The sequence below is a fragment of the Streptomyces sp. NPDC033221 genome, assembly GCF_055577005.1.
Window position 1 is genome coordinate 34,808 of the sequence record NZ_JBVIQN010000040.1, and the last position, 18,282, is coordinate 53,089.

Here is an 18,282-nt window from a genome sequence, read left to right on the forward strand (position 1 = left end):
CCGGAGCACGCGGCAGAGCGGGAGAGGGGGCGCGGGTGCGGGTGCTGCGCGCGGCCGGACGTACGGCGTCGGCCTGGAGCAACGGCGGCGGGGTGACACGGGAGATCGCCGCCGCGCCGCCCGGCGCGGGCTGGGACGCCTTCGACTGGCGGGTGAGCCTGGCCGAGGTGGGCCGGGACGGCCCGTACTCCGCACTGCCCGGCGTGGACCGCGTCCTGACGGTGGCCGAAGGCGCCGGGCTGGAACTGACCGTCGACGGCACCCGCCACGTACTGCCCGGCGGGTACCGCCCGTTCGCCTTCCCCGGCGACGTCCCGGCCGGCTGCCGTCTCCTGGACGGCCCCGTGGTCAACTTCAACGTCATGCTGCGGCGCGGGCGTTCGACGGCGGCCGTGGAGATGGCCCGCGGGCGGTACGTGGCCGGGCCGCGGCCGGCGGACGCCGCGGAGACGCCCGGGGAGCGGCGGTCGCGGCTGGTGGTCGCGCTGTCCGGCCGTACGGACGTTCTCCGCCCCGGCCGCACGCTGACACTGGAGCGGCACGACGCCGCGCTGCTGCCCGCGGACGCGTGTGTCTCGCTGCACACCGACGGTGTCGCGGCCGTCGTCACCCTCACAGTACGGACGGCGGCGCCCGATGCCCGCACGGCCTGAACCGCCCGCCACCACCGCGCCCGGCGCGGTGACGGCCGACGCGCGGATCGGCGCCGGGGTGCTGTGCCTGCTCTTCCTCGGGGCGATCGGCCTGTTCGTCCGTACGGTCCTGCCGTGCGCGCTCGCACGGCCGTGTGCCGCGGTGGACGCCCGGGGGGTGTGGCTCACCCGCGGGCGGCACGGGGGCCGGCGGCCGGAGGAGCGGACGCGCCGTCCGTGACCGTAGTTCCGTCCATGCCCGGGCCGTCTTCCGGGACCGGGGCGCCGGTCGCGCCGCCGCGCCGCAGGGTGTGCCGTGCGTGGGCGGTGAAAGCGCCGGTCGCCGGATGGGTGGCCGTACGGGGCCGGGCCAGCAGGACCGTGACCGGCCCGGCGTCGGTGATCGGCAGGTAGCGGACGCCCGGGTGCGGATGGCTGTGCACGGTGGCCTCGGCGGTCACCCCGGCCGCCTCACCGGTCGCGATCACCGTCAGCCACTCGTCGACGTTGGCGACCTCGAAGGTGCTGCGCGGACGCCGCCCGGCGGGCCACAGCGCGGTGCTGGTGGTGCGCGCGGTGGCGCACAGCGCGATGGCGCGGTCCGCCAGGTCGTCCAGTGTGACGTCCGTCCCCGCGGCCAGCGGGTCGCTCTCGCACAGGGCCGCGATCCGGCGTTCGCGGTACAGCGCGACGGTGTCCAGCACCCCGTCGTCCGCCGGGACCGTGCGCAGGAAGGCCAGGTCGACGGTGCCACGGCGCAGCGCGGCCTCGGCGTCGGCGAGCCGGTGCACCTCGACGGGCTCGCCGGGGTGCTCGTGCCGCCAGTCGCGCAGCAGCGGGACCGTGTGGCGGCCGAGCGCGGCCCAGGCGAAGCCGACGCGCAGCGGGCGCGGTCCGGCCGCAGCCTCGGCCAGCGCGTCGTCGAGCTGGGCGAGGATGCGGTGGGCGTGCTCGTACAGCCGCCGTCCCGACGGGGTGAGCCGCAGCCGGCGGGTGGTCCGCTCGACCAGGGTGCTGCCCAGACGGCTCTCCAACTGGTCCAGCGTGCGGGACAGCGCAGGCTGGCTGATGTGCAGGGCCGCCGCCGCGCCGGTGATCGTGCCCGCGTCCCCGATGGCGGCCAGGGCGCGGAGGTGCCGCAGGTCCACGTTCATCGCGCGCCCCCGTCCGGGCCCCGGCCCGGTCGTCCGTTCCCACACCGCCGGTCACTCATAACCCCCGAGCATAAATCCCCCGCGGAAGGTATTTCCCTCCCGCGAGCGGCCCGGCCTAGCGTCGGCCGTATGAAGATCCTGCTGATCGGCGCGACCGGGAAACTGGGCGCCGCCGTACACGAGACGCTGGCCGGCCGCGGCCACGAGGTCATCACCGTCGGGCGCAGCGGTGGCGACCTGCGGCTGGACATCTGCGATCCTGCCCAGGTCACCGAGGCGTACGACCGGGCGATCGAGCGGGCCGGGGCCCTGGACGCGGTGGTGAGCGCGGCCGGCGACGTCCCGTTCAAGCCGGTCGCCGAGATGACCGCCGAGGACTACGCGGCGGGCTTCCGCGGCAAGGTGCTCAGCCAGCTCGAACTGGTCCGCCAGGGCACCGCCCGCATCGCCGCCCGCGGCTCCTTCACCCTGATCACCGGAGTGCTCTCCCGCGACCCCATCCCCACCAGTAGCGCTGCGGCGATGGCCAACGGCGCGGTGGAGTCGTTCGTACGGGCCGCCGCGATCGACATCGCCCCGCAGCGCGTGAACGCCGTGAGCCCGACCGTGGTCACCGAATCCCTCGCGGACTACGGCGCTTTCTTCCCCGGCATCAAGCCGGTCGACCTGGCGCAGGTGGCGGCGGCGTACGTGCGGTCGGTCGAGGGCGGGCAGACCGGGCAGGTCTACGAGCCGGTGTGACACCTGTGAGGTGCCGGGGCCCGGGCCGGGGCGCTCAGCCCGCGTGCGTGCCGGTGTGCGTGCGGGCGGCCCGAGCGTCCCGGTCGCGGCCGAGCGCCTTCTCGCGCCCCTTGTCCAGGACGGCGAGCAGAACGACGGCCACCACGATGGCGGTGGCCGACGCGACGTAGTTCCAGGGGGCGTCGAGGTGGTTGACGGGCCGCATCGCGGTGCCGTGGTCGTCGCCGATGAGCCGGTAGAGGATGGCCGCGGGCCCCTCCCAGAAGCCCGCGGTGAACACCAGGATGGACAGCAGCCGGTACCAGGCTTCATTCATGGTCGTCTCCCCGTAGCCGTGCGGGTATCTCCCGTGCGATGGATACGACCGTATCAAAGAGTCGCGGCCGCCGCCTTGACTATCCCTTAGTTCTCTGATATTCGTCACGCTTTCCGTGGCGAGATATGCTGTTTACGTGCGTGACGAAAAGACGGCCGGGTGCCGGATCTGCGGTACGGGGCTGCCCGCGGCGGTTCGGGGGCGGCCACCCGCGTACTGCTCGCGGAGCTGCCAGGCGAAGGCGTACCGGCGGCGCAGGAAGGCGCGTACGGCGGACCACCCCGAAGAGGGAGCCGCCGTACCCGGGCAGCAGCCCCCGCCGCCCGAGCCCCCACCGGGCGACGGCGCGCGGGAACGGCGTCGGCGCCAGGTGGCCGAGGCCGTCTGGCGGATCGCGGCCGGGCGCGGCCTGGAAGCCGTGAGCATGCGTGAGGTCGCGGCGGAGGCGGGGGTGTCGCTGCGGGTGGTCCAGTACTACTTCGGCAGCAAGCACCGCCTGCTGGTCGAGGCGCTGCGGATGCTGCACGAGGAGAACGACCGGCGCGCCCGCGCGCGCATGAGCGGCCTGTACGAAGGCGGCGACCTGCGGGCCGTCCTGCGCGCCGTACTGATCGAATTCCTCCCGCTGGACGAGCAACGGGCCCTGGCGCTCCGTGTGTTCACCGCGTACTTCGTGCGCAGCCTGGCCGACCCCGCGATCGCCGAGGTGTTCCTGCACGGCGAACAGACCGTGGAGACCCTGGTCGCCGGCCTGATCCGGGGGCTCGGCGCGGTACGGCCCGGTGCCGACCCCGTGCGCGAGGCGGATCTGCTGGTGTCGGGCGTCACCGGGCTGGGGATGGACGTGCTTCACGGGCGCCGCACGATGGCCGACGTACAGGCCACTATCGACTATCACCTCGACCGGATCTGCTCCTGAACGGCCACGGCCACGGCCCCGGTCCCGGCTTGGCCGCTCAGGGGGACGGGATGTTCACCAGACTCCTGTGCAGCCGGTAGTGCGTCACTCCGGCGCGCCCCGGCACCGTGGGCGCCGCCGTATCGGCCGTCACGCCCTCGACGGCCTCGACGGCCGCGCGCAGCCGGCGTGCCGCACCGCCCGCGGCGAAGCTCCGCCAGGCGTCGGTGTCCTCCCACTCCGCGTAGTTGAGCACGCGGCCACCGTCCTTGGAGAGGTGGAGGTGGGCGCCGAGCAGACCGGGTACTTCCTCCCGCTCCAGCGCGTCGAGCACCGTGTCGGCCAGCGCGCGCTGCGCCGCCGGTCCGGTGGTGGCGAACGTCGGAGTGACCAGCAGGCCGGGGTGCCGCCCGGGCGTCCCCCGGGATACGTAGCTGCGGTAGGGCGCGTACCGGGTCACGCCGGGCCGCCGGATGCCGGGAATCGACTCGTCGATACGGCCGACGGCGGCGGGGCGCCGATGGCGTACCCAGTCGCGGTGCGCGTCGTCGTCCGTCCACTGTGCGTAGTTCAGTACGTGGCTGCCGTCGTCGCTCAGGAAGGTACTGAGTGACAGCATCGCCTCCGGGCGCGACTGCTGCTGCCATGCGTCGAGTACGGCGTCGGCGGCCCGCTGCTGGGCCTCCGGTGCGGGCACGATCCAGGGGCTGACGAGAACCGAGCCGGCGTCCGGCCGGCGGACGTCGGGGTAGGCGGTCGTGCTGGTCATCGGGATTCCTCGCTCCTCGGGCCGGTTCCTCGGTACGCAGCCTGCAAGGTGAAGCGCGCTTGAGGTCAAGGAGGCCCGGCCGCCACGTCAACCGCCATTGACATCCGTCGATCGTCAACCTAGATTGACATCATGAGCGAAGCAACGAAGCTCGCCGAACGGGCGGGCGACCAGGACCCCCGGATCGGCCTGCGCGCCGTCGCCGCGCTCCGCCGGCTGCTGGAGCAACTGGAAGCCGTACAGGTACGCAGCGCCCGCGCCAAGGGCTGGTCATGGCAGGACATCGCCGCCGAGCTGGGAGTCAGCCGGCAGGCGGTCCACAAGAAGCACGGGAGGCGTTGATGTTCGAACGGTTCACGGCGAGCGCCCGCGACGCGGTGCGCGGCGCCCCCGCCCACGCGGTACGCCCGGGCCCCGGCACGGTCGGCGAGGGCGAACTGCTGCTCGCCCTGCTGGACGGCCGGGACTCCCCGGGTGCAGAGGCGCTCGCCACCCTTGGCGTGCGCGAGCGCCGGGCGTCCGTGGCGCGGTCGCTGGACGAGGCCCGCCGGAGGGGCGGACTGACGGCCGCCGACGCGGAAGCGCTGGCCGGGCTCGGCATCGACGTGACGGAAATCGTCACCAGGGTCGAGCAGGCGCACGGAACCGGCGCGCTCGACACCGCCGCGGCGCCATCCGCCCGGCGCGGACGCTCCCTGCGCAGCCCGTTCACCTCGGAGGCCAAGTCCGTACTGGAACGCTCGCTGCGCATCGCCCTCGGCCGCGGTGACAAGTACATCGGCGACGAGCACCTGCTCCTCGCCCTGGTGGCCAAGCCCGGCCTCGCCGCGTCCATCCTGGCCGAACACGGCGTCACGCACGCCGACGTCGTACGGGTGCTGGGGGAGCGGGCCGCCACCGGTTAGGAGGCGGCCCGCCGTCCGCTACGGGTACGCGACCTTCACCGCCCCGATCCCCAATGTCCCCTGCCGCGGCAGCAGTCCGGCCTCCGAAATCGCCCCGAGCAGCGGGTTCAGCAACTGGGCCAGCCGCTCCGCACGGGACCGGCCCAGCGCCCGCCACGGGGCGGCGGCCAGCCGGTCCGTCAGGCGCTCGACCTCGTCCCGCCCCTCACGGGCCCGGTCCGTGGGCCGGCCGGCCGGGTCGATCCAGCCGCGCGCGGCGAGCCGGTCGTGCGCGGCACTCCACTCCTGCGACGTCCAGCCGCGCCCCTTGAAATTCGCCTTCGGCGCGGCCCCGATCGCGGCGAACGACACCAGCGCCTCGCACGGTTCGAGATCACAGGTCAGCAAGGCCGCCAGATGGCCGTCGCCACGGTGCTCGCGCAGCACCGTGATGGCCTGCCAGAGCGCCAGATGCGGGGCGTCCGGCCAGGGCAGGTCACGGTTGGCGGCGGCCAGCGGACGGGCCGCCGTGGAAGCGTTCTCGGCTGCCTGGCGGGCCAGTTGGGCCGCCTCGGCGATCTGGGCGGCGGACACCCGCCCGGCTCTCAGCAGGCCGGTCAGTATGCGGTCCACCGCCTGCAGCCGGGCGTCCAGCACCTTGCCGGGCGCCGCCGTCGACCAGATCGCCGGCACATACCGGGCGATCATCCGCGGGCTGAAGCTGTAGAACGTCGCGGCCACCAGCTCGGGCCCGGCGGCACCGAGCGGCGCCGAGCGCCAGGCGAAGTAACTGGGCCAGCGGGAATCGGTGTCGTAACCGAGGGCCGTCGCCTCCTCGAACGCCTCCGGTGCGAAGTAGAGAAGGGCGTGGACGGGCTCCAGCTGGCGCCACATCCGGCGGGCCACGGCAGGGTATTCCGACATCGCTTACCTCTTGGCCTTCAAGATCCGTTCAGACAAGGAGAGTTGACTGTAAAGGCGGACACGGCCACAGGTCTGCGATTTCTCCCGGCAGATCCCGGCGTCGGGCAAAAAGCCGTGCGAGGGTCTGAGTTCCCCGATTACGTGCGGTGAACCCAGACCCCCGCTGACAACTGTGCGTGACCGACGGGTGAGCTGCCGAAGCGGTCAGCGCGGCGGTTCCTGCCCCGCCGCATATGCCTCCGGGTCCCGCAACAACGCTCCGACGTGCGCAGCAGTCGAAGACAGACGGCGACGTACGTCCTTCAACTGCTCGGCGGTGACGCCGTGATCGCGGGCGGCGTCCCGCAGGTCGTCGCGGAAGCGGTCCAGCAGCCGGTCGAAGTCCCGCGCCGGATCGCCCGAACCGGGCTCGGACGCCCACGCGGGCTCCGGTACGGACCGGTCCCCGGCCCCCGCCCGCACCGCGCCGGAGCCGCCCCCGCCACCGGCCTCCGCCGCGACGTCTTCCTTGGTGAGACCGACCCGTACCGCACTCGCCGGCCCCTCCTCGCCCGGGCCGCCGGCCCGGTCCGCGTCCGCCGGCCCGCCGCCGGACGGCTCCGCGGCGGACCCGAAGCGGCCCATCTCGCGCGAGACCTCCGACAGCGCCTCGCGCAGCGCCCCCGCCCAGTCCCCGGTACGTACGTGTTCCTGCGCCTGTTCCTGTACGCGCTTGATGGCCTGCTGTACCTCGTCGCGTACGAACGACTGGGCGTCCCGGGCCTGTTTACGCGCCCGCTGCGCGTCCTGCTTCGCCCGCCGGCTCTCCTCCTTGGCCCGCCGGGCCTGCTCCTTCCACTCGTCCTTGGCGCGGCGGAACTCCTCCTTCGCCTGCCGCCAGGCCTCCTTGTCGCCGAAACGGCCCTCCAGATAGTCGGCGGCGTCCGGGAAGAACGCGTGCTCCGCGCCGTGCCCGCCCCGCTGCCCCTCGCGCGCCTGCTGGGCCGCCTCGCGCATCTCGCGGCGCAGATTGCGCGCCGAGCCACTCACGTCCTCCCGGATGTCGGAGGCCAGCGCCGCCACCGACTCCCGGATCTCCATCTCCAGATCGGCCAGCTCGCCGCCCCGGTCCGCCAGTTCGGCGCGGCCCGCCGCGGTGATCGCGTAGACCTTGCGGCCGCCCTCGGTGGTGTGGGTGACCAGTCCCTCGGCCGCCAGCTTGGCCAGCCGCGGGTAGACCGTCCCGGCGGACGGCGCGTACAGGCCCTGGAAGCGTTCCTCCAGCAGCCGGATGATCTCATACCCGTGCCGCGGGGCCTCGTCCAGCAGCTTGAGGAGGTAGAGGCGGAGGCGGCCGTGAGCGAAGACGGGGGGCATGGTTGTCAGAGCACCTTCTTGTCGGCGGGGGAGTCGTCCTGGGAAGCGCGGCCCGGGCCTCCGGGGGCACCGGCGGCGCCCCGCGCGGACCCGGACGCCACACGCTGTTCCTCGGCCTGTTCCCCGGCCGACGGGCGGCGCAGCAGGGCCAGGGCCCCGGAGACCGTGGTGACCTTCAGCGTGCCGCTGCCCGAGCCGAGCCGGCCCGTGATCCGCTTGGCCCCCCACTGGCCGCTGACCCGCAGATCGTCGAAGGCGTTGGCGACCGTGCCCGTGGTCGTGTTCGCATCGACCTCCGTGTCACCCGGAGCGGGCAGCCGGATGGCGACCTCACCGGAGACCGTGGTCAGCCGCACGTCCGAACCCTCCGCCGCCGGATCGAGGTCCAGGACCATGTCGCCGCTCACCGAATCCGCCCGTACGGAGCCGCCGGAGCCCTCGATCAGTGTCAGATCACCGGAGACCGAATGGAAGCTCAGGTCACCCGTGACGGCCTGGCCCTGCACGCGGCCGGACACCGTCTCGGCCCGTACGGGGCCGGTCAGGCGCACGAGGGTGCAGTCACCGGAGACCCCGCGCAGCTCCGTACGCCCGGCGATCCCCGAGATCACCGCACTCGCGCCGACCGTGCCGACCTCGACCCGGGTCGCGGCGGGCACGGTGACCGACACCACCGCGCTGCGCTGCCAGGCCCTGCGGCCGACCAGCTTGAACAGGCCCTTCCAGGGCACATCGTCGTACGTGACCGTGAGCGAGGCCGCTTCGCGGCGGATGGTCAGGGGCGGGCCGGACACCTCGCTGACCTCCACGCGGGCCGGGCCGCGGTCCGTCGTACCGACGACGTTGACGGTGCCGCCGACCAGGCGTACGTCGAGCGTGGTGACGTCCTCCTCGATCTCCAGCGTGCGGGGCGCGGATACCGACCATTCCGTGGTCGTCGGGTCTGGCATGGCCTGGCCTCCCTGGCGGGGGTGCGACGCAACATATCGCGTGTTTGCCATCACGATATATCGTGCCTAGCGCGTGAGCCAATGGGTTCACCCCTTGGGGGTGGACGTTCTCGCGCTTCGCGCGAGGGGTGGCGCTGTCGCGCCGGGTTCGCATGGGTTGTGGGGTGGGTGCGGGGGCCCGAGCCCCCCACCCACCGGATCGACCGCGCACCACGCACGCCCCAGCCAAGCCGCACCGCACAAACCCAGCCCGCACCGCACAATCACAGCCCGTCCGGCGCTTGAGGACACCCGAACCGCACCCCCACGGCGGGAAAGCCAAAACCCGAAACCCGCGCGCGCAGCGCGCAGCGCTACTCGTCCTCGTCATCCAAGCGCGCCAGCCACGTCGCCAGGCGTTCGACGGGGACCTCGAAGTCGGGATTGAGGTCGACGAAGGTGCGCAGCTGTTCGGCGACCCAGCCGAGGGTGACCTCTTCTTCGCCGCGCCGGCTCTCCAGCTCCTCGATACCGCGATCCGTGAAATACACGTGCTCTCCACCCAGGTTCTCGGGATATTTCCGGCCAGGATAGGCAGGCGCCGCGACCCCTCGCGTCACTCGCACCCTGGGGATAACCTGATCACCTGTCAACGGCCCTGGGGCAGTGCGACATTGCCGCTCAGGGGGAGCAGGAGGCCGTGATGCGCGATCGCGCACATCTCATCGAGCTGCCCGACGGGACGGCGGTCTGGGCCCGGGTCTCCCGGCTGGACGTCGGGGGTGAGCCGGGCGGGGATTTCGACGACGTGGGGGCGTGGGAGGCGCTCGGGGCCCGCGTGGAGGGGCTGCGGGACCTGGTCGGCGGGGTCGCCGCGAGCTTGCGTGAGGCGACGGAGCGGGTGGCGCCGGACGAGACCAGCGTGAGCTTCGGCGTGGAGGTGGCGGCCAAGCCCGGCCGGGCGGTGGCGCTGCTCGCGGATGGTGAGGCCAAGGCGAATCTGTCCGTGACGCTCACGTGGCGGAGGCGGGAGAGGCCGGAGGACGGCCCCGGGCCCGGACCAGGGAACGGCTCCGCGCCGGCGGGCGGCCGCGCGCCGGGGGAAGGCCGCGCTGACGGCCGAGGGCCGAACGATTCGGGTGCGTGATGGCGGCCCCGGAAGGCGGTCACGGGCCCGGACGGGGTGAGCGTGCGGACCGGGAGAAGTACGCGCATCTTCTGGAGCACGCGGGCCGGGCCACCGTGGCCATCCGTCCGGCCCCCGGTGTGCGGCCGGCGCCGTTGTGGGGCAGTGGGGTGTTCGTCGCCCCCGGGTGGGTGCTGACCTGTGCCCATGTGCTGGCCGGCGGGGATGGTCGGCGTCGTGTCACGGACCCGGACGGGGAGATCGGTGTGGAGTTCGGCGGCCGGGTGGTCGCCGCGCGCCTGGAGTACGACCTGAGCCGCCCGGCCCCTGCCCCGGCGGCCACCTCGTCGTACGGAACGCCCCCCTCGCCGGAAGGAGCGGCCGGGGAAAGCAGACCGGACCCGCAAGCGCACTGCGAACCACCCGGAACGGCTCCCGTCCCCGCCCCCCGCGTCGACCTCGCCCTCCTCCGGCTGCTCGCCCCGGAGCCCCCGCACCCGTGCGCCTGGCTCAGCGACCAGCCCGCCGCCCTCCTGGAGGACGCGTTCATCTTCCGCGGGCACGTCCAGCCGGGGGAGGGCCCCGGCGGTGAGCCCGCCGGTGGGGGAGACGGGCCCGGGGGCCCCGCCCCCGGGCCCCCTTTCGCAGCCGTCCGCTTCGGGGCCCGGGACGCCCGCGGCCTCCAGTTCGGCAGTGATGTCCGTGTGACGCCGGGCGCCTCCGGCGGGCCGCTGCTGGACTGTGACCGTGGGGAGGTCGTCGGGATCGTCAAGGGCAGTCACCGTGAGGACCTGCTCGGTCTCGCGGTGCCGGTCACCGAGTTGCGCGGGCTGGCGCCGCACCACCTCGTGCCGGGTGCCGCGGGGCTCGGCGACGATCCGTACCACGCGCTGATGAGCCTGCACGACCGGTGGCACTGGGCCGGGCAGGGTCTCGGCAGGCCGGGCGAGCCGACGTGGTTCGACGCGCAGCACGCGATCATGTCGGGGCGCGGCCGGCTGTGGGGCGTGCAGGAGCGGCTGCAGGCGCTCGACCTGCTGGCGAAGCTGCCCGCGCCGCGCGATTCGCTGGTGGTGGCGGCCGCGGTCGCCGAGGCGCTGGGGCGCGCGGATCCGGAGGGCCGTAGCGGCCGGGCCGGGCCGTGGACGCTGCGTACCTGGCGGGACGGGCACGGCGCGCTCTATCAGGGCAGCGATCCGTACACGGAGCTGTGTGCCTTCGTGCACTATCTGCGGATCGTGGCGCAGCGCGCGGCCGACGAGGCGCGTGAGGCGCCCGGTGACGAGGGTGCCGCGACGCGCGTGGCGGCGGAGCGGCTGGAACTGTTCGTGACGGCGAAGGCGGTCGTGCTGCTGCCGAGGGACCGTGAGCGGATCGGCCCGGTGCGGCGGCGCCCGGATGCGCTGCTGGTGGAGTTCGAGCCGCTGTTCTACGACGACGCCGGCGGGCGGCAGCTGTTCAACTGGTCGGTCAGTGAGGGGTACGGGCAGGGCCAGTGGCAGCGTGTCGAGATCCAGGAGTCGCGGGACGGTATGACCTTCGAGGAGGCGTGCGACCAGGTCCTGCGGCGGCTCGGGCCGCGGCTGCTGCGCGCCGACGACGCGGCGGGCGGCGCCCGGGTGCGCCTGGAGGTGGCGGTGCCGGAGGAGCACTGGCACACGCCGGCGGACCGCTGGCGCGTACCGGCCTCGACGCGCCGGGCCGCGCGGCTGCGCCCGCTGGGCCCGGCGCGCGCGGTGGTGCTGCGCGACCAGGGGCGGCGCCAGGAGGTGGACCCGGTGTGGCTGCGGCGCTGGCAGGGGCTGGCGGCGGCGGGGCGGCTGAAGGCGCTGCGGGTGCCGGCCGGTGCCCGCGCGTCGGTGTCGGGGCTGTCCCGGCTGCTGGAGGAGGCGGGGGAGGGCGCGGTGCCGACGCTGTGCCGGTCGGTGGCGGACGGGACGGGGCTGGAGGCGGTCGGCTGGGTGCTGGACACCGGTCATCCGGTGGCGCTGTGGCCGGCGGAGGGGCATGACGAGCGGGACTGCGACCGGGTGTGTGACGAGTTCCACCGGGAGGTGGCGCAGCTGCTGGGCGCGCCGAAGTCGGTCGCGGAGATTCCCGAACTGGTGCGTGAGCTGCGCGCCAAGGCGGCGGAGGGCGGCGTCTCCTGGGCCCGGGACCTCGTGCTTCTCTACGACGACCCGGGCAACCCGATCCCCCAACTCTTCCCCGGCGTCACGCAATTGTCGCCCCCATGACGACCCTGGAGACCGGAAAACGCCCCGTATCCTTCCGTCCGGCTGGCTACTGTCCCAGCGTCGTGAGAGATTGCTAGGGGGACGGATCCGGGGAGGGCGGCAAGCGGATGCCGACGCTTGCCGGGGTTGCTCTTCCGCGGCCCCTTCGTCCCTGCCCGATGGCCGGCCGGCGACGAGGAGTTCCGACGTGAGCGACTGGCTCATCTACCGTGGCGCGGGGGCTCCGCACGACGGCATCGAGCAGTTACCCCCGCCCCCGCCGTGGCGGGATTTCGACGGCGGTCCGCCGGTGGCGCCGCCCGCCGCCCTCGATCACGCCTCCGAGCGCAGGCTCGGCGTGCAGCGCCGGGAGGCGAGTTATCACCGGCCGGGGGAGACCGAGCGCGAGCTGGTCAACGCCGCGCTCTATCTGCGCCGTCCGCTGCTGGTGACCGGCGCGCCGGGCAGCGGCAAGTCCACCCTCGCGCATTCGGTCGCCTATGAGCTGGGCCTGGGCCGGGTGCTGAACTGGTCCATCGTCAGCCGCAGTTCGCTGCGTGACGGGCTGTACGAGTACGACGCGATCGGCCGTCTCCAGGATCTCCAGATCGCCCGCGAGGCCAGGCCGCAGGCCGGGCCGGGTCCGGCGGAGGGGCGCCCGGGGACGCCGGACGAGCCGGGCGGCGGCATCGGCCGCTACATCCGGCTCGGCCCGCTCGGTACGGCTCTGCTGCCTGCCGTGAAGCCGCGTGTGCTGCTCGTCGACGAGCTGGACAAGAGCGACATCGACCTGCCGAACGACCTGCTCAACGTGCTGGAGGAGGGGGAGTTCAGGATTCCGGAGCTGGAGCGGCTGGCCGGATCCGCCCCCGAGGTGCCGGTGCTCAGCGACGACGGCGGCCATGTCACGGTGCGGGACGGCCGGGTGCGCTGCCGCGCCTTCCCGTTCATCGTGCTGACCAGCAACGGCGAGCGGGACTTCCCTGCCCCGCTGCTGCGCCGCTGTATCCACCTGAACATCCCCACGCCGGACAAGGAACGGCTCGCCGACATGGTCCGGGCGCACTTCGGCGAGAGCGCGGCCGCCGATTACGAGTCGCTGATCGACCGGTTCCTGGACCGCGAGCCCGGCGACGTACGCGCCGTCGACCAGCTGCTCAACGCCATCCACCTGACGCAGAAGGCCGGCTGGGCGGACGAGGACGAGGAGGAGACGCGGCGGCGCCTGACGGCCGAACTGCTGCGGCCTCTGGATCGGACCAGGTGACCCGCGGTGCCGGCCGGCGGACCGGGCTTCGGCCCTCTCGGTGAGATCGTCGCGCGGCTGCGCGCGGCCGGGCTGCCCGCCGACGCCCGCGCCATGGCGGACGCGCTGTGGCTGTCGCGGTGGATCACCCCCGAGCCCGCCGGTGACGACGAGGAGTCTGCCGACGGGGCCGTTCCGCCCGCCGGGCAGAGGCCAAAACCGGCCACTTTCTCCGTGGACCCGCGCAGCCGCGAGCCGTCCCGCGACGCGCCGTCCCGTACGGAGCCCGCCCCGCGCGAGCGCCCCCGCCGCCCGGAGGTGGACCTGCTGCCCGCGCAGGACGACCGCCCCCTGGGCCCCGGGCAGGGGCGGCTGGGCGAGGTCGGCATCCCCGTCGCGTCCGCCTTCCCCGGACTGCTGCCGCTGCAGCGCGCCCTGCGGCCGGTCCAGCGCTACCATCCGCCGGTCGCCCCGGCCCGCCAGGAGCTGGACGAGGACGCCACCGCCGACCTCTCCGCACACGCCGAACTGATCATCCCGGTGCTGCGCGGTGTGCGCCGCCGCGCGGCGAGCCTGCGGCTGCTGATGGACGGCTCGTCCTCCATGGCCGTGTGGGAGCAGATGCTGCACGACCTGCGGCAGGTCTGCGAACGGGTCGGCGCCTTCCGAGACGTCACGGTGCACTACCTCCACCCGCACGGCGACGAGGTCGGCGTCGCCGCCGGACCGGGCCGGGACGCCCCGCTGCGCCCCGCCGCCCAGCTGCACGACCCCACGGGCCACCACCTCACCCTCGTCGTCAGCGACTGCGCGGGCCCGCTGTGGCGGGACGGGCGCATCCAGCGGCTGCTGTACCGCTGGGCGGCCGACGCGCCGCTCGCCGTGGTGCAGCCGCTGCCGCAGCGGATGTGGGGGCGCACCCTGCTCCCGGCCGTCGCGGGCACACTCGTACGGCGCCAGGGCCCGTACGGCGTCCTGGGTTTCCGGCCCGCCCGGCGCCGCCGCGCCGCGTCCGGGGCCGGGGCCGGGCGCCCGCAGGGCGAGGTCCGCGAGCGCGCCGTGCCGGTCCTGTCGGCCGCGCCCGCCGCCCTCGGCTCCTGGGCCCGGCTGGCCGCCGCCGAGTCGGGCCTCTCGCTGCGCGGCGCCGCCGCCGTCGTACGCAGCGACCACGGCCTCGGGGCGGGCGACCGCACCCGCCGCGCCGAGCGCCCCGCACCGCGCCGCCTGGTCGCCGATTTCGAACAGACCGCCTCACCGGACGCCTGGCATCTGGCCGTCCACCTGTCGGCCGTGCCGCTCGCGCTGCCCGTCATCCAGCTCGTGCAGCGCGCCATGCTGCCCCAGACCGGCCCCGCCGAACTGGCGGAGGTGCTGCTCAGCGGCCTGGTCGAACAGCTTCCCGACCCGACGGGCGCGCCCGGCGGCCCCTGGTACGAGTTCGTGCCCGGCGTACGGGACGAGCTGCTGAGCCGTCTGAGCGCCGGCGAGGCCGCGCTCGTCCTCAAGCACTGTTCCCTGTATATCGAGCGCACGTTCGGCCGCAGTGCCCGTAACTTCCCGGCCGTGGCGGTCGCCATGCTCTCCGGCAGCGGCCGGGAGCCGACGACCGGGCAGCGTGCCGTGCCCGAGCCGTTCGCACGGATCTCCGAGCGGGTGCTGCGCCGCTTCGAACCGGCGCTCAGGACGCCCGTCCAGCTGCCGTACGCACCCGACGGCCCCGCCGCCGAGGGCGCCGCGCTGCTGGACCGCTACGAACAGGACGGCGCGGTACGCGATTTGATCGAAGCGGTGCGTCTGCTGCGCGCCGCGGCCCGGCAGCTGCCCGCGGCGGGCACCGACCTCGCCCGCGCGCTGCTGCACGGCTGGGCGGAGTGGCGGCAGCCGGACGCCCTGGAGGAGGCGGAACGGGCGGTCCGGGCGGCCGCCGAGGCCGTCGGCGGGGATCCGGCGCAGTCGCCGGACGGGGACGGCGAGGCCCGCGTCAGAGCCCTGATCGTGCTCGCCCGGGTGCGCTACGCCGCCTCGCAGGAACGCGGCGCCGCGGGGTACCCGGACGGTGAACGGGGCGCGCTGGAGGACGCCGCGCGCCACCTGCACACCGCGTGCGGGCTGATGGGCCTGCTGGACCCCCGCGTATTGGAGAGCATGGTGCTGCGTACCGAAGTGCTGCGGCGGCTGGCCGCACTGCCCCCGGCCACCGGGGGCGGCACCGGCCGCCCCGGCGACCCGCTCGACGAGGCCGAGCACGCCCTGACCACCCTCCTCGAACAGTGGCCCAGCGGCGAACAGGTGCCCGGCGAGATCTACGCCGCGCGCGGCGGCGTCCTGCTGGACCAGGCGCGCCGCGCCGCCGGCGCGGACACGGGTGCCGAGGCGCACACCGGAGCGCTCGCGCTGCGCGCCACCGCCGACCTGGACGCCGCCACGGTCCTGCTGCGCCGCCGGGGCGGCTCCGCCGACCGCAAGGTCTGCGAGACGCTCCTGGAACTGGCCCAGGCCCGATCGCTGCTCGGCGCCGGCACCGGACCGGACTCCGTACTGCCCGTCCTGGAGCGGGCCCGCGCGATGGCCCGCGAACTGCGCGACCCGACCCTGGAGGCGGAGAGCCTGAGCCGTACGGCCGCCGCGCACCGTGCCGTGCACACCCGCACCGGCGACACCGAAGCCCTCGACGAGGCCATCGAGGCGCTGGCCGCCGCGCTGCGCCTGACCATCCCCGACTCGTCCGAGCACAGCTCCCTGCTCGCCGAACGCGGCGCGGCCCTGCTGCTGCGCGCCCGCCTGGAACCCCCCGGCGAACTGGGCGAACGCCTGGCGAACGAGGCGGTGCACGTGCTGCGCGAGGCACTCGGCCGGGTCGCCCCGAACGACCCCGAACTGGCCGCCCACCGGCTGCTGTTCGGGCGCGCCCTGCGGCTGCGCCACGACCGCCGGCCCTCGCTGGCCGACCTGCACGAGGCCGACTGGGTCCTGGAACTGGCGGCGCGCAGCGCGGACGACCCCGCCGTCGGCGCGGAGGCCTGGCTGGAGGTCGGCGACGTCCAGGTCGCGCTCGACCGGCGCTTCGGCTCACGGGAGCGGCACGACCGCGCCGCCGCGTGCTACCGCCGGGCCGCGGCCGACGCCGACCGCGCGGGCACCCCCCTGCTGGCGGCGCGCGCCCACCACCGGCGGGCCGGGGTCCTGGAGGACACGGCGGGGCCGCAGGCCGCGCTGGTGGCGTACCGGGAGAGCTGGGAGCAGTGGCAGCGCGCGTCCGAGGAGAACGGCCCCGAGGCCCGGCGCACGAGGGAGCGGATGCGCGCCCTGGAACCGTCCGAATGAACGGCTGACCCGGCCGGGTCCGGGGGTTTCCGTGCTCGGGCGCGCGGGAAGACACCCGTCCACCCGCCCCAGAGGAGAACAGCGTGGCGACAGTCCCCGTCACCGGTCCGGCCCCGGCCGCACCGGCCGAGCCGTCCGGCCCGTCGGCCGAGCCGCTGCCGGACTTCGGCGGCGTCGATGTGGCCGCGGTGGCCGCAGGGACGGGCCACCCGGTGCTGGGGGAGGTGACCGCCCTCCTGCTGCGCAACTGGGTCCCCGCCGAGCGGGCGGTGGCGTACTACGACGACGGGCCGGGCCCGACCGTACGCTGACCACCACGGCGACCGGTCCCGAGCGGCGGTTTTTGGGCAATCGGGCAGCGTATCCGGCCAGTTGCCGGTGTCCTGCGCATGTCCGGTGGATGGCCGAGCCATGTATGGCGACAGCGGGCCGTCTTCGGGGTGCCCGGACGTCGGACGCAGGCAGGGGGGCGGCGTCGTGGTGTGCCAGAGCCTTGCGCAGGGGGCCGCGATCCCCTTCCGGCAGTTCGTCCTGAAGGTGCACAGCCGCTGCAATCTCGCCTGCACCTACTGCTACATCTACGCGGGCCCGGACCGCAGCTGGCGCGACCGCCCGCCGCACGCCCCGCCCGGCACCGTACGCCAGACCGCGCGGCGCATCGCCGAGCACGTACGCGCCCACGGCCTCGACGAGATACGCGTCGACCTGCACGGCGGCGAACCCCTGCTCACCGGCCCCGGCCCGCTCCTCGACCAGGCGGCCGCGCTGCGCGCCGCGCTCCCCGCCGGCTGCCGCGCGCACCTGGGCGTACAGACCAACGGCACCCTTCTGACCCCGGCGGCCCTCGACACCCTGGCCGGCGCCGGCTTCCGCGTCGGCCTCAGCCTGGACGGCGGCACCCCCGGCCTCAACCGCCGCCGCATCGACCACGCCGGCCGCGCCTCCTGGCCCGCGGCGTCCCGCGCCGCCCGGCTGCTGGCCGGCCGCCCCGACGTCTTCGCCGGCATCCTGTGCACCATCGACCTCACCGCCGACCCCGCCCGGGTCTACGGCTCGCTGCGCGCGCTCGGCCCCCCGATGCTCGACTTCCTCCTCCCGCACGCCAACTGGACGAGCCGCCCGCCCCTGCCGCCCGGCCCGGCGGGCCGCACCCCGTACGGCGACTGGCTGTGCACCGTCTTCGACCTGTGGTGGGCCGAACGGGAGCCGGCCCCCCGCGTCCGCCTCTTCACCGAGATCATCGGACTGCTGCTGGGCCGCCCCAGCACCAGCGAGGCGGTCGGCCTGTCACCCGTCGTCGCGCTCGTCGTCGACACCGACGGCGCCATCGAGCAGGTCGACTCCCTCAAATCGGCGTACGAGGGCGCCGCCGCCACCGGCCTGGACGTCTTCCGCAACAGCTTCGACGAGGCGCTCCACCACCCCGGAATGACCGCCCGGCGGCTCGGCGCGGACGGCCTGTGCGCGCAGTGCCGCGCCTGCCCCCTGCTGACGGTCTGCGGCGGCGGCAACTACGCCCACCGCTACCGGGCCGGCGGCAGCGGCTTCCGAAACCCGTCCGTGTACTGCGCCGACCTGGAACGGGTGATCCGGCACATCGCCGCCCGGCTCGCCACCGAGGTCCGCGCGGCCGACCGCGGCGGCCGATCCGCGCCCGCGCCCGTATCCGTCAACTGGCGTACGGCAAACAAGACCTGACGTGGCGTCGCCGCGCGGGATGATACTTGGGCTATCGTGCCGAACAGCCAGCTCGCGCACGCGCGAACC

At 74.7% G+C, this 18,282-nt stretch carries 19 protein-coding genes; 12 read left to right on the forward strand and 7 right to left on the reverse strand.

Translation table 11 applies throughout. The features are described 5' to 3' along the window. Positions 1-35 precede the first annotated feature (35 nt). A complete protein-coding gene (locus tag ACZ53K_RS36200) occupies positions 36-653 on the forward strand; it encodes a HutD/Ves family protein (protein ID WP_468845426.1) in 618 nt (205 codons plus the stop codon). Next, positions 637-873, forward strand: a complete 237-nt coding sequence (locus ACZ53K_RS36205) for a hypothetical protein (RefSeq protein WP_468845428.1) — start codon at positions 637-639, stop codon at positions 871-873. The genes ACZ53K_RS36200 and ACZ53K_RS36205 overlap by 17 nt, the downstream gene beginning before the upstream one ends. Here the strand turns inward: ACZ53K_RS36205 and ACZ53K_RS36210 are convergent. Beyond that, entirely contained in the window at positions 818-1,786 is a 969-nt protein-coding gene (locus ACZ53K_RS36210; RefSeq protein WP_468845430.1) for a LysR family transcriptional regulator, read from the reverse strand. The genes ACZ53K_RS36205 and ACZ53K_RS36210 overlap by 56 nt on opposite strands. A 129-nt stretch (positions 1,787-1,915) precedes the next feature. Between ACZ53K_RS36210 and ACZ53K_RS36215 the strand changes: the two genes are divergently transcribed. Continuing rightward, on the forward strand, positions 1,916-2,527 hold the full coding sequence (locus ACZ53K_RS36215; RefSeq protein WP_468845432.1) for a short chain dehydrogenase: 612 nt from the start codon (positions 1,916-1,918) through the stop codon (positions 2,525-2,527). Between the two features lie 34 nt (positions 2,528-2,561). Here the strand turns inward: ACZ53K_RS36215 and ACZ53K_RS36220 are convergent, their stop codons facing one another. Beyond that, entirely contained in the window at positions 2,562-2,843 is a 282-nt protein-coding gene (locus tag ACZ53K_RS36220) for a hypothetical protein (protein ID WP_468845434.1), read from the reverse strand. Between the two features lie 136 nt (positions 2,844-2,979). Between ACZ53K_RS36220 and ACZ53K_RS36225 the strand changes: the two genes are divergently transcribed. Beyond that, the gene (locus ACZ53K_RS36225; RefSeq protein ID WP_468845436.1) at positions 2,980-3,762 is read left to right on the forward strand and encodes a TetR/AcrR family transcriptional regulator; all 783 of its coding nucleotides are present in this window, start codon (positions 2,980-2,982) and stop codon (positions 3,760-3,762) included. A 37-nt stretch (positions 3,763-3,799) separates the two neighbouring features. Here the strand turns inward: ACZ53K_RS36225 and ACZ53K_RS36230 are convergent, their stop codons facing one another. Continuing rightward, positions 3,800-4,510, reverse strand: coding sequence for an antibiotic biosynthesis monooxygenase family protein (locus tag ACZ53K_RS36230; RefSeq protein WP_468845439.1), 711 nt, complete (start codon positions 4,508-4,510; stop codon positions 3,800-3,802). A gap of 132 nt (positions 4,511-4,642) precedes the next feature. Between ACZ53K_RS36230 and ACZ53K_RS36235 the strand changes: the two genes are divergently transcribed. Together ACZ53K_RS36235 and ACZ53K_RS36240 are read left to right on the forward strand one after the other, a co-directional pair. Continuing rightward, positions 4,643-4,852, forward strand: coding sequence for a helix-turn-helix domain-containing protein (locus ACZ53K_RS36235; protein ID WP_385226248.1), 210 nt, complete (start codon positions 4,643-4,645; stop codon positions 4,850-4,852). After that, a complete protein-coding gene (locus ACZ53K_RS36240) occupies positions 4,852-5,415 on the forward strand; it encodes a Clp protease N-terminal domain-containing protein (protein WP_468845441.1) in 564 nt (187 codons plus the stop codon). The genes ACZ53K_RS36235 and ACZ53K_RS36240 overlap by 1 nt, the downstream gene beginning before the upstream one ends. An 18-nt stretch (positions 5,416-5,433) precedes the next feature. On the opposite strand, the gene ACZ53K_RS36245 is transcribed toward ACZ53K_RS36240, so the two are convergent. The 4 genes from ACZ53K_RS36245 to ACZ53K_RS36260 form a co-directional block, all read right to left on the reverse strand. Then, complete coding sequence (locus tag ACZ53K_RS36245; protein ID WP_468845444.1) at positions 5,434-6,318, reverse strand: SCO6745 family protein; 885 nt, start codon at positions 6,316-6,318, stop codon at positions 5,434-5,436. Between the two features lie 204 nt (positions 6,319-6,522). Then, positions 6,523-7,674, reverse strand: a complete 1,152-nt coding sequence (locus ACZ53K_RS36250) for a PadR family transcriptional regulator (RefSeq protein ID WP_468845447.1) — start codon at positions 7,672-7,674, stop codon at positions 6,523-6,525. 5 nt (positions 7,675-7,679) lie between these two features. After that, positions 7,680-8,624, reverse strand: coding sequence for a DUF4097 family beta strand repeat-containing protein (locus ACZ53K_RS36255; RefSeq protein ID WP_468845449.1), 945 nt, complete (start codon positions 8,622-8,624; stop codon positions 7,680-7,682). A 353-nt stretch (positions 8,625-8,977) separates the two neighbouring features. Further along, on the reverse strand, positions 8,978-9,154 hold the full coding sequence (locus ACZ53K_RS36260; protein ID WP_468845451.1) for a DUF6104 family protein: 177 nt from the start codon (positions 9,152-9,154) through the stop codon (positions 8,978-8,980). Positions 9,155-9,306: 152 nt separating this feature from the next. Here ACZ53K_RS36260 and ACZ53K_RS36265 point away from each other — a divergent pair, with 152 nt between their 5' ends. The 6 genes from ACZ53K_RS36265 to ACZ53K_RS36290 all read left to right on the forward strand — a co-directional run bounded on the left by ACZ53K_RS36265 (position 9,307) and on the right by ACZ53K_RS36290 (position 18,213). Further along, on the forward strand, positions 9,307-9,750 hold the full coding sequence (locus tag ACZ53K_RS36265) for a CU044_2847 family protein (protein WP_468845454.1): 444 nt from the start codon (positions 9,307-9,309) through the stop codon (positions 9,748-9,750). Then, positions 9,750-11,966: a VMAP-C domain-containing protein gene (locus ACZ53K_RS36270; RefSeq protein ID WP_468845457.1), complete on the forward strand. Its 2,217-nt coding sequence runs from the start codon at positions 9,750-9,752 to the stop codon at positions 11,964-11,966. The genes ACZ53K_RS36265 and ACZ53K_RS36270 overlap by 1 nt, the downstream gene beginning before the upstream one ends. 187 nt (positions 11,967-12,153) lie before the next feature. Further along, on the forward strand, positions 12,154-13,212 hold the full coding sequence (locus ACZ53K_RS36275; protein ID WP_468845460.1) for an AAA family ATPase: 1,059 nt from the start codon (positions 12,154-12,156) through the stop codon (positions 13,210-13,212). Between the two features lie 6 nt (positions 13,213-13,218). Continuing rightward, the gene (locus tag ACZ53K_RS36280; RefSeq protein ID WP_468845463.1) at positions 13,219-16,515 is read left to right on the forward strand and encodes an SAV_2336 N-terminal domain-related protein; all 3,297 of its coding nucleotides are present in this window, start codon (positions 13,219-13,221) and stop codon (positions 16,513-16,515) included. A gap of 83 nt (positions 16,516-16,598) precedes the next feature. Further along, positions 16,599-16,826, forward strand: coding sequence for a YxD-tail cyclophane-containing RiPP peptide (locus ACZ53K_RS36285; protein ID WP_468845466.1), 228 nt, complete (start codon positions 16,599-16,601; stop codon positions 16,824-16,826). Positions 16,827-16,926: 100 nt separating this feature from the next. After that, the gene (locus ACZ53K_RS36290; protein WP_468845469.1) at positions 16,927-18,213 is read left to right on the forward strand and encodes an FxsB family cyclophane-forming radical SAM/SPASM peptide maturase; all 1,287 of its coding nucleotides are present in this window, start codon (positions 16,927-16,929) and stop codon (positions 18,211-18,213) included. Positions 18,214-18,282 lie beyond the last annotated feature (69 nt).

Excerpts from the sequence above, each read along its gene's own strand:
- ACZ53K_RS36205 (WP_468845428.1), top strand. The coding sequence starts at position 637 with ATGCCCGCACGGCCTGAACCGCCCGCCACCACCGCGCCCGGCGCGGTG.
- ACZ53K_RS36210 (WP_468845430.1), bottom strand. The coding sequence starts at position 1,786 with ATGAACGTGGACCTGCGGCACCTCCGCGCCCTGGCCGCCATCGGGGAC.
- ACZ53K_RS36215 (WP_468845432.1), top strand. The coding sequence starts at position 1,916 with ATGAAGATCCTGCTGATCGGCGCGACCGGGAAACTGGGCGCCGCCGTA.
- ACZ53K_RS36220 (WP_468845434.1), bottom strand. The coding sequence starts at position 2,843 with ATGAATGAAGCCTGGTACCGGCTGCTGTCCATCCTGGTGTTCACCGCG.
- ACZ53K_RS36230 (WP_468845439.1), bottom strand. The coding sequence starts at position 4,510 with ATGACCAGCACGACCGCCTACCCCGACGTCCGCCGGCCGGACGCCGGC.
- ACZ53K_RS36235 (WP_385226248.1), top strand. The coding sequence starts at position 4,643 with ATGAGCGAAGCAACGAAGCTCGCCGAACGGGCGGGCGACCAGGACCCC.
- ACZ53K_RS36240 (WP_468845441.1), top strand. The coding sequence starts at position 4,852 with ATGTTCGAACGGTTCACGGCGAGCGCCCGCGACGCGGTGCGCGGCGCC.
- ACZ53K_RS36245 (WP_468845444.1), bottom strand. The coding sequence starts at position 6,318 with ATGTCGGAATACCCTGCCGTGGCCCGCCGGATGTGGCGCCAGCTGGAG.
- ACZ53K_RS36250 (WP_468845447.1), bottom strand. The coding sequence starts at position 7,674 with ATGCCCCCCGTCTTCGCTCACGGCCGCCTCCGCCTCTACCTCCTCAAG.
- ACZ53K_RS36255 (WP_468845449.1), bottom strand. The coding sequence starts at position 8,624 with ATGCCAGACCCGACGACCACGGAATGGTCGGTATCCGCGCCCCGCACG.
- ACZ53K_RS36265 (WP_468845454.1), top strand. The coding sequence starts at position 9,307 with ATGCGCGATCGCGCACATCTCATCGAGCTGCCCGACGGGACGGCGGTC.
- ACZ53K_RS36270 (WP_468845457.1), top strand. The coding sequence starts at position 9,750 with ATGGCGGCCCCGGAAGGCGGTCACGGGCCCGGACGGGGTGAGCGTGCG.
- ACZ53K_RS36290 (WP_468845469.1), top strand. The coding sequence starts at position 16,927 with ATGTATGGCGACAGCGGGCCGTCTTCGGGGTGCCCGGACGTCGGACGC.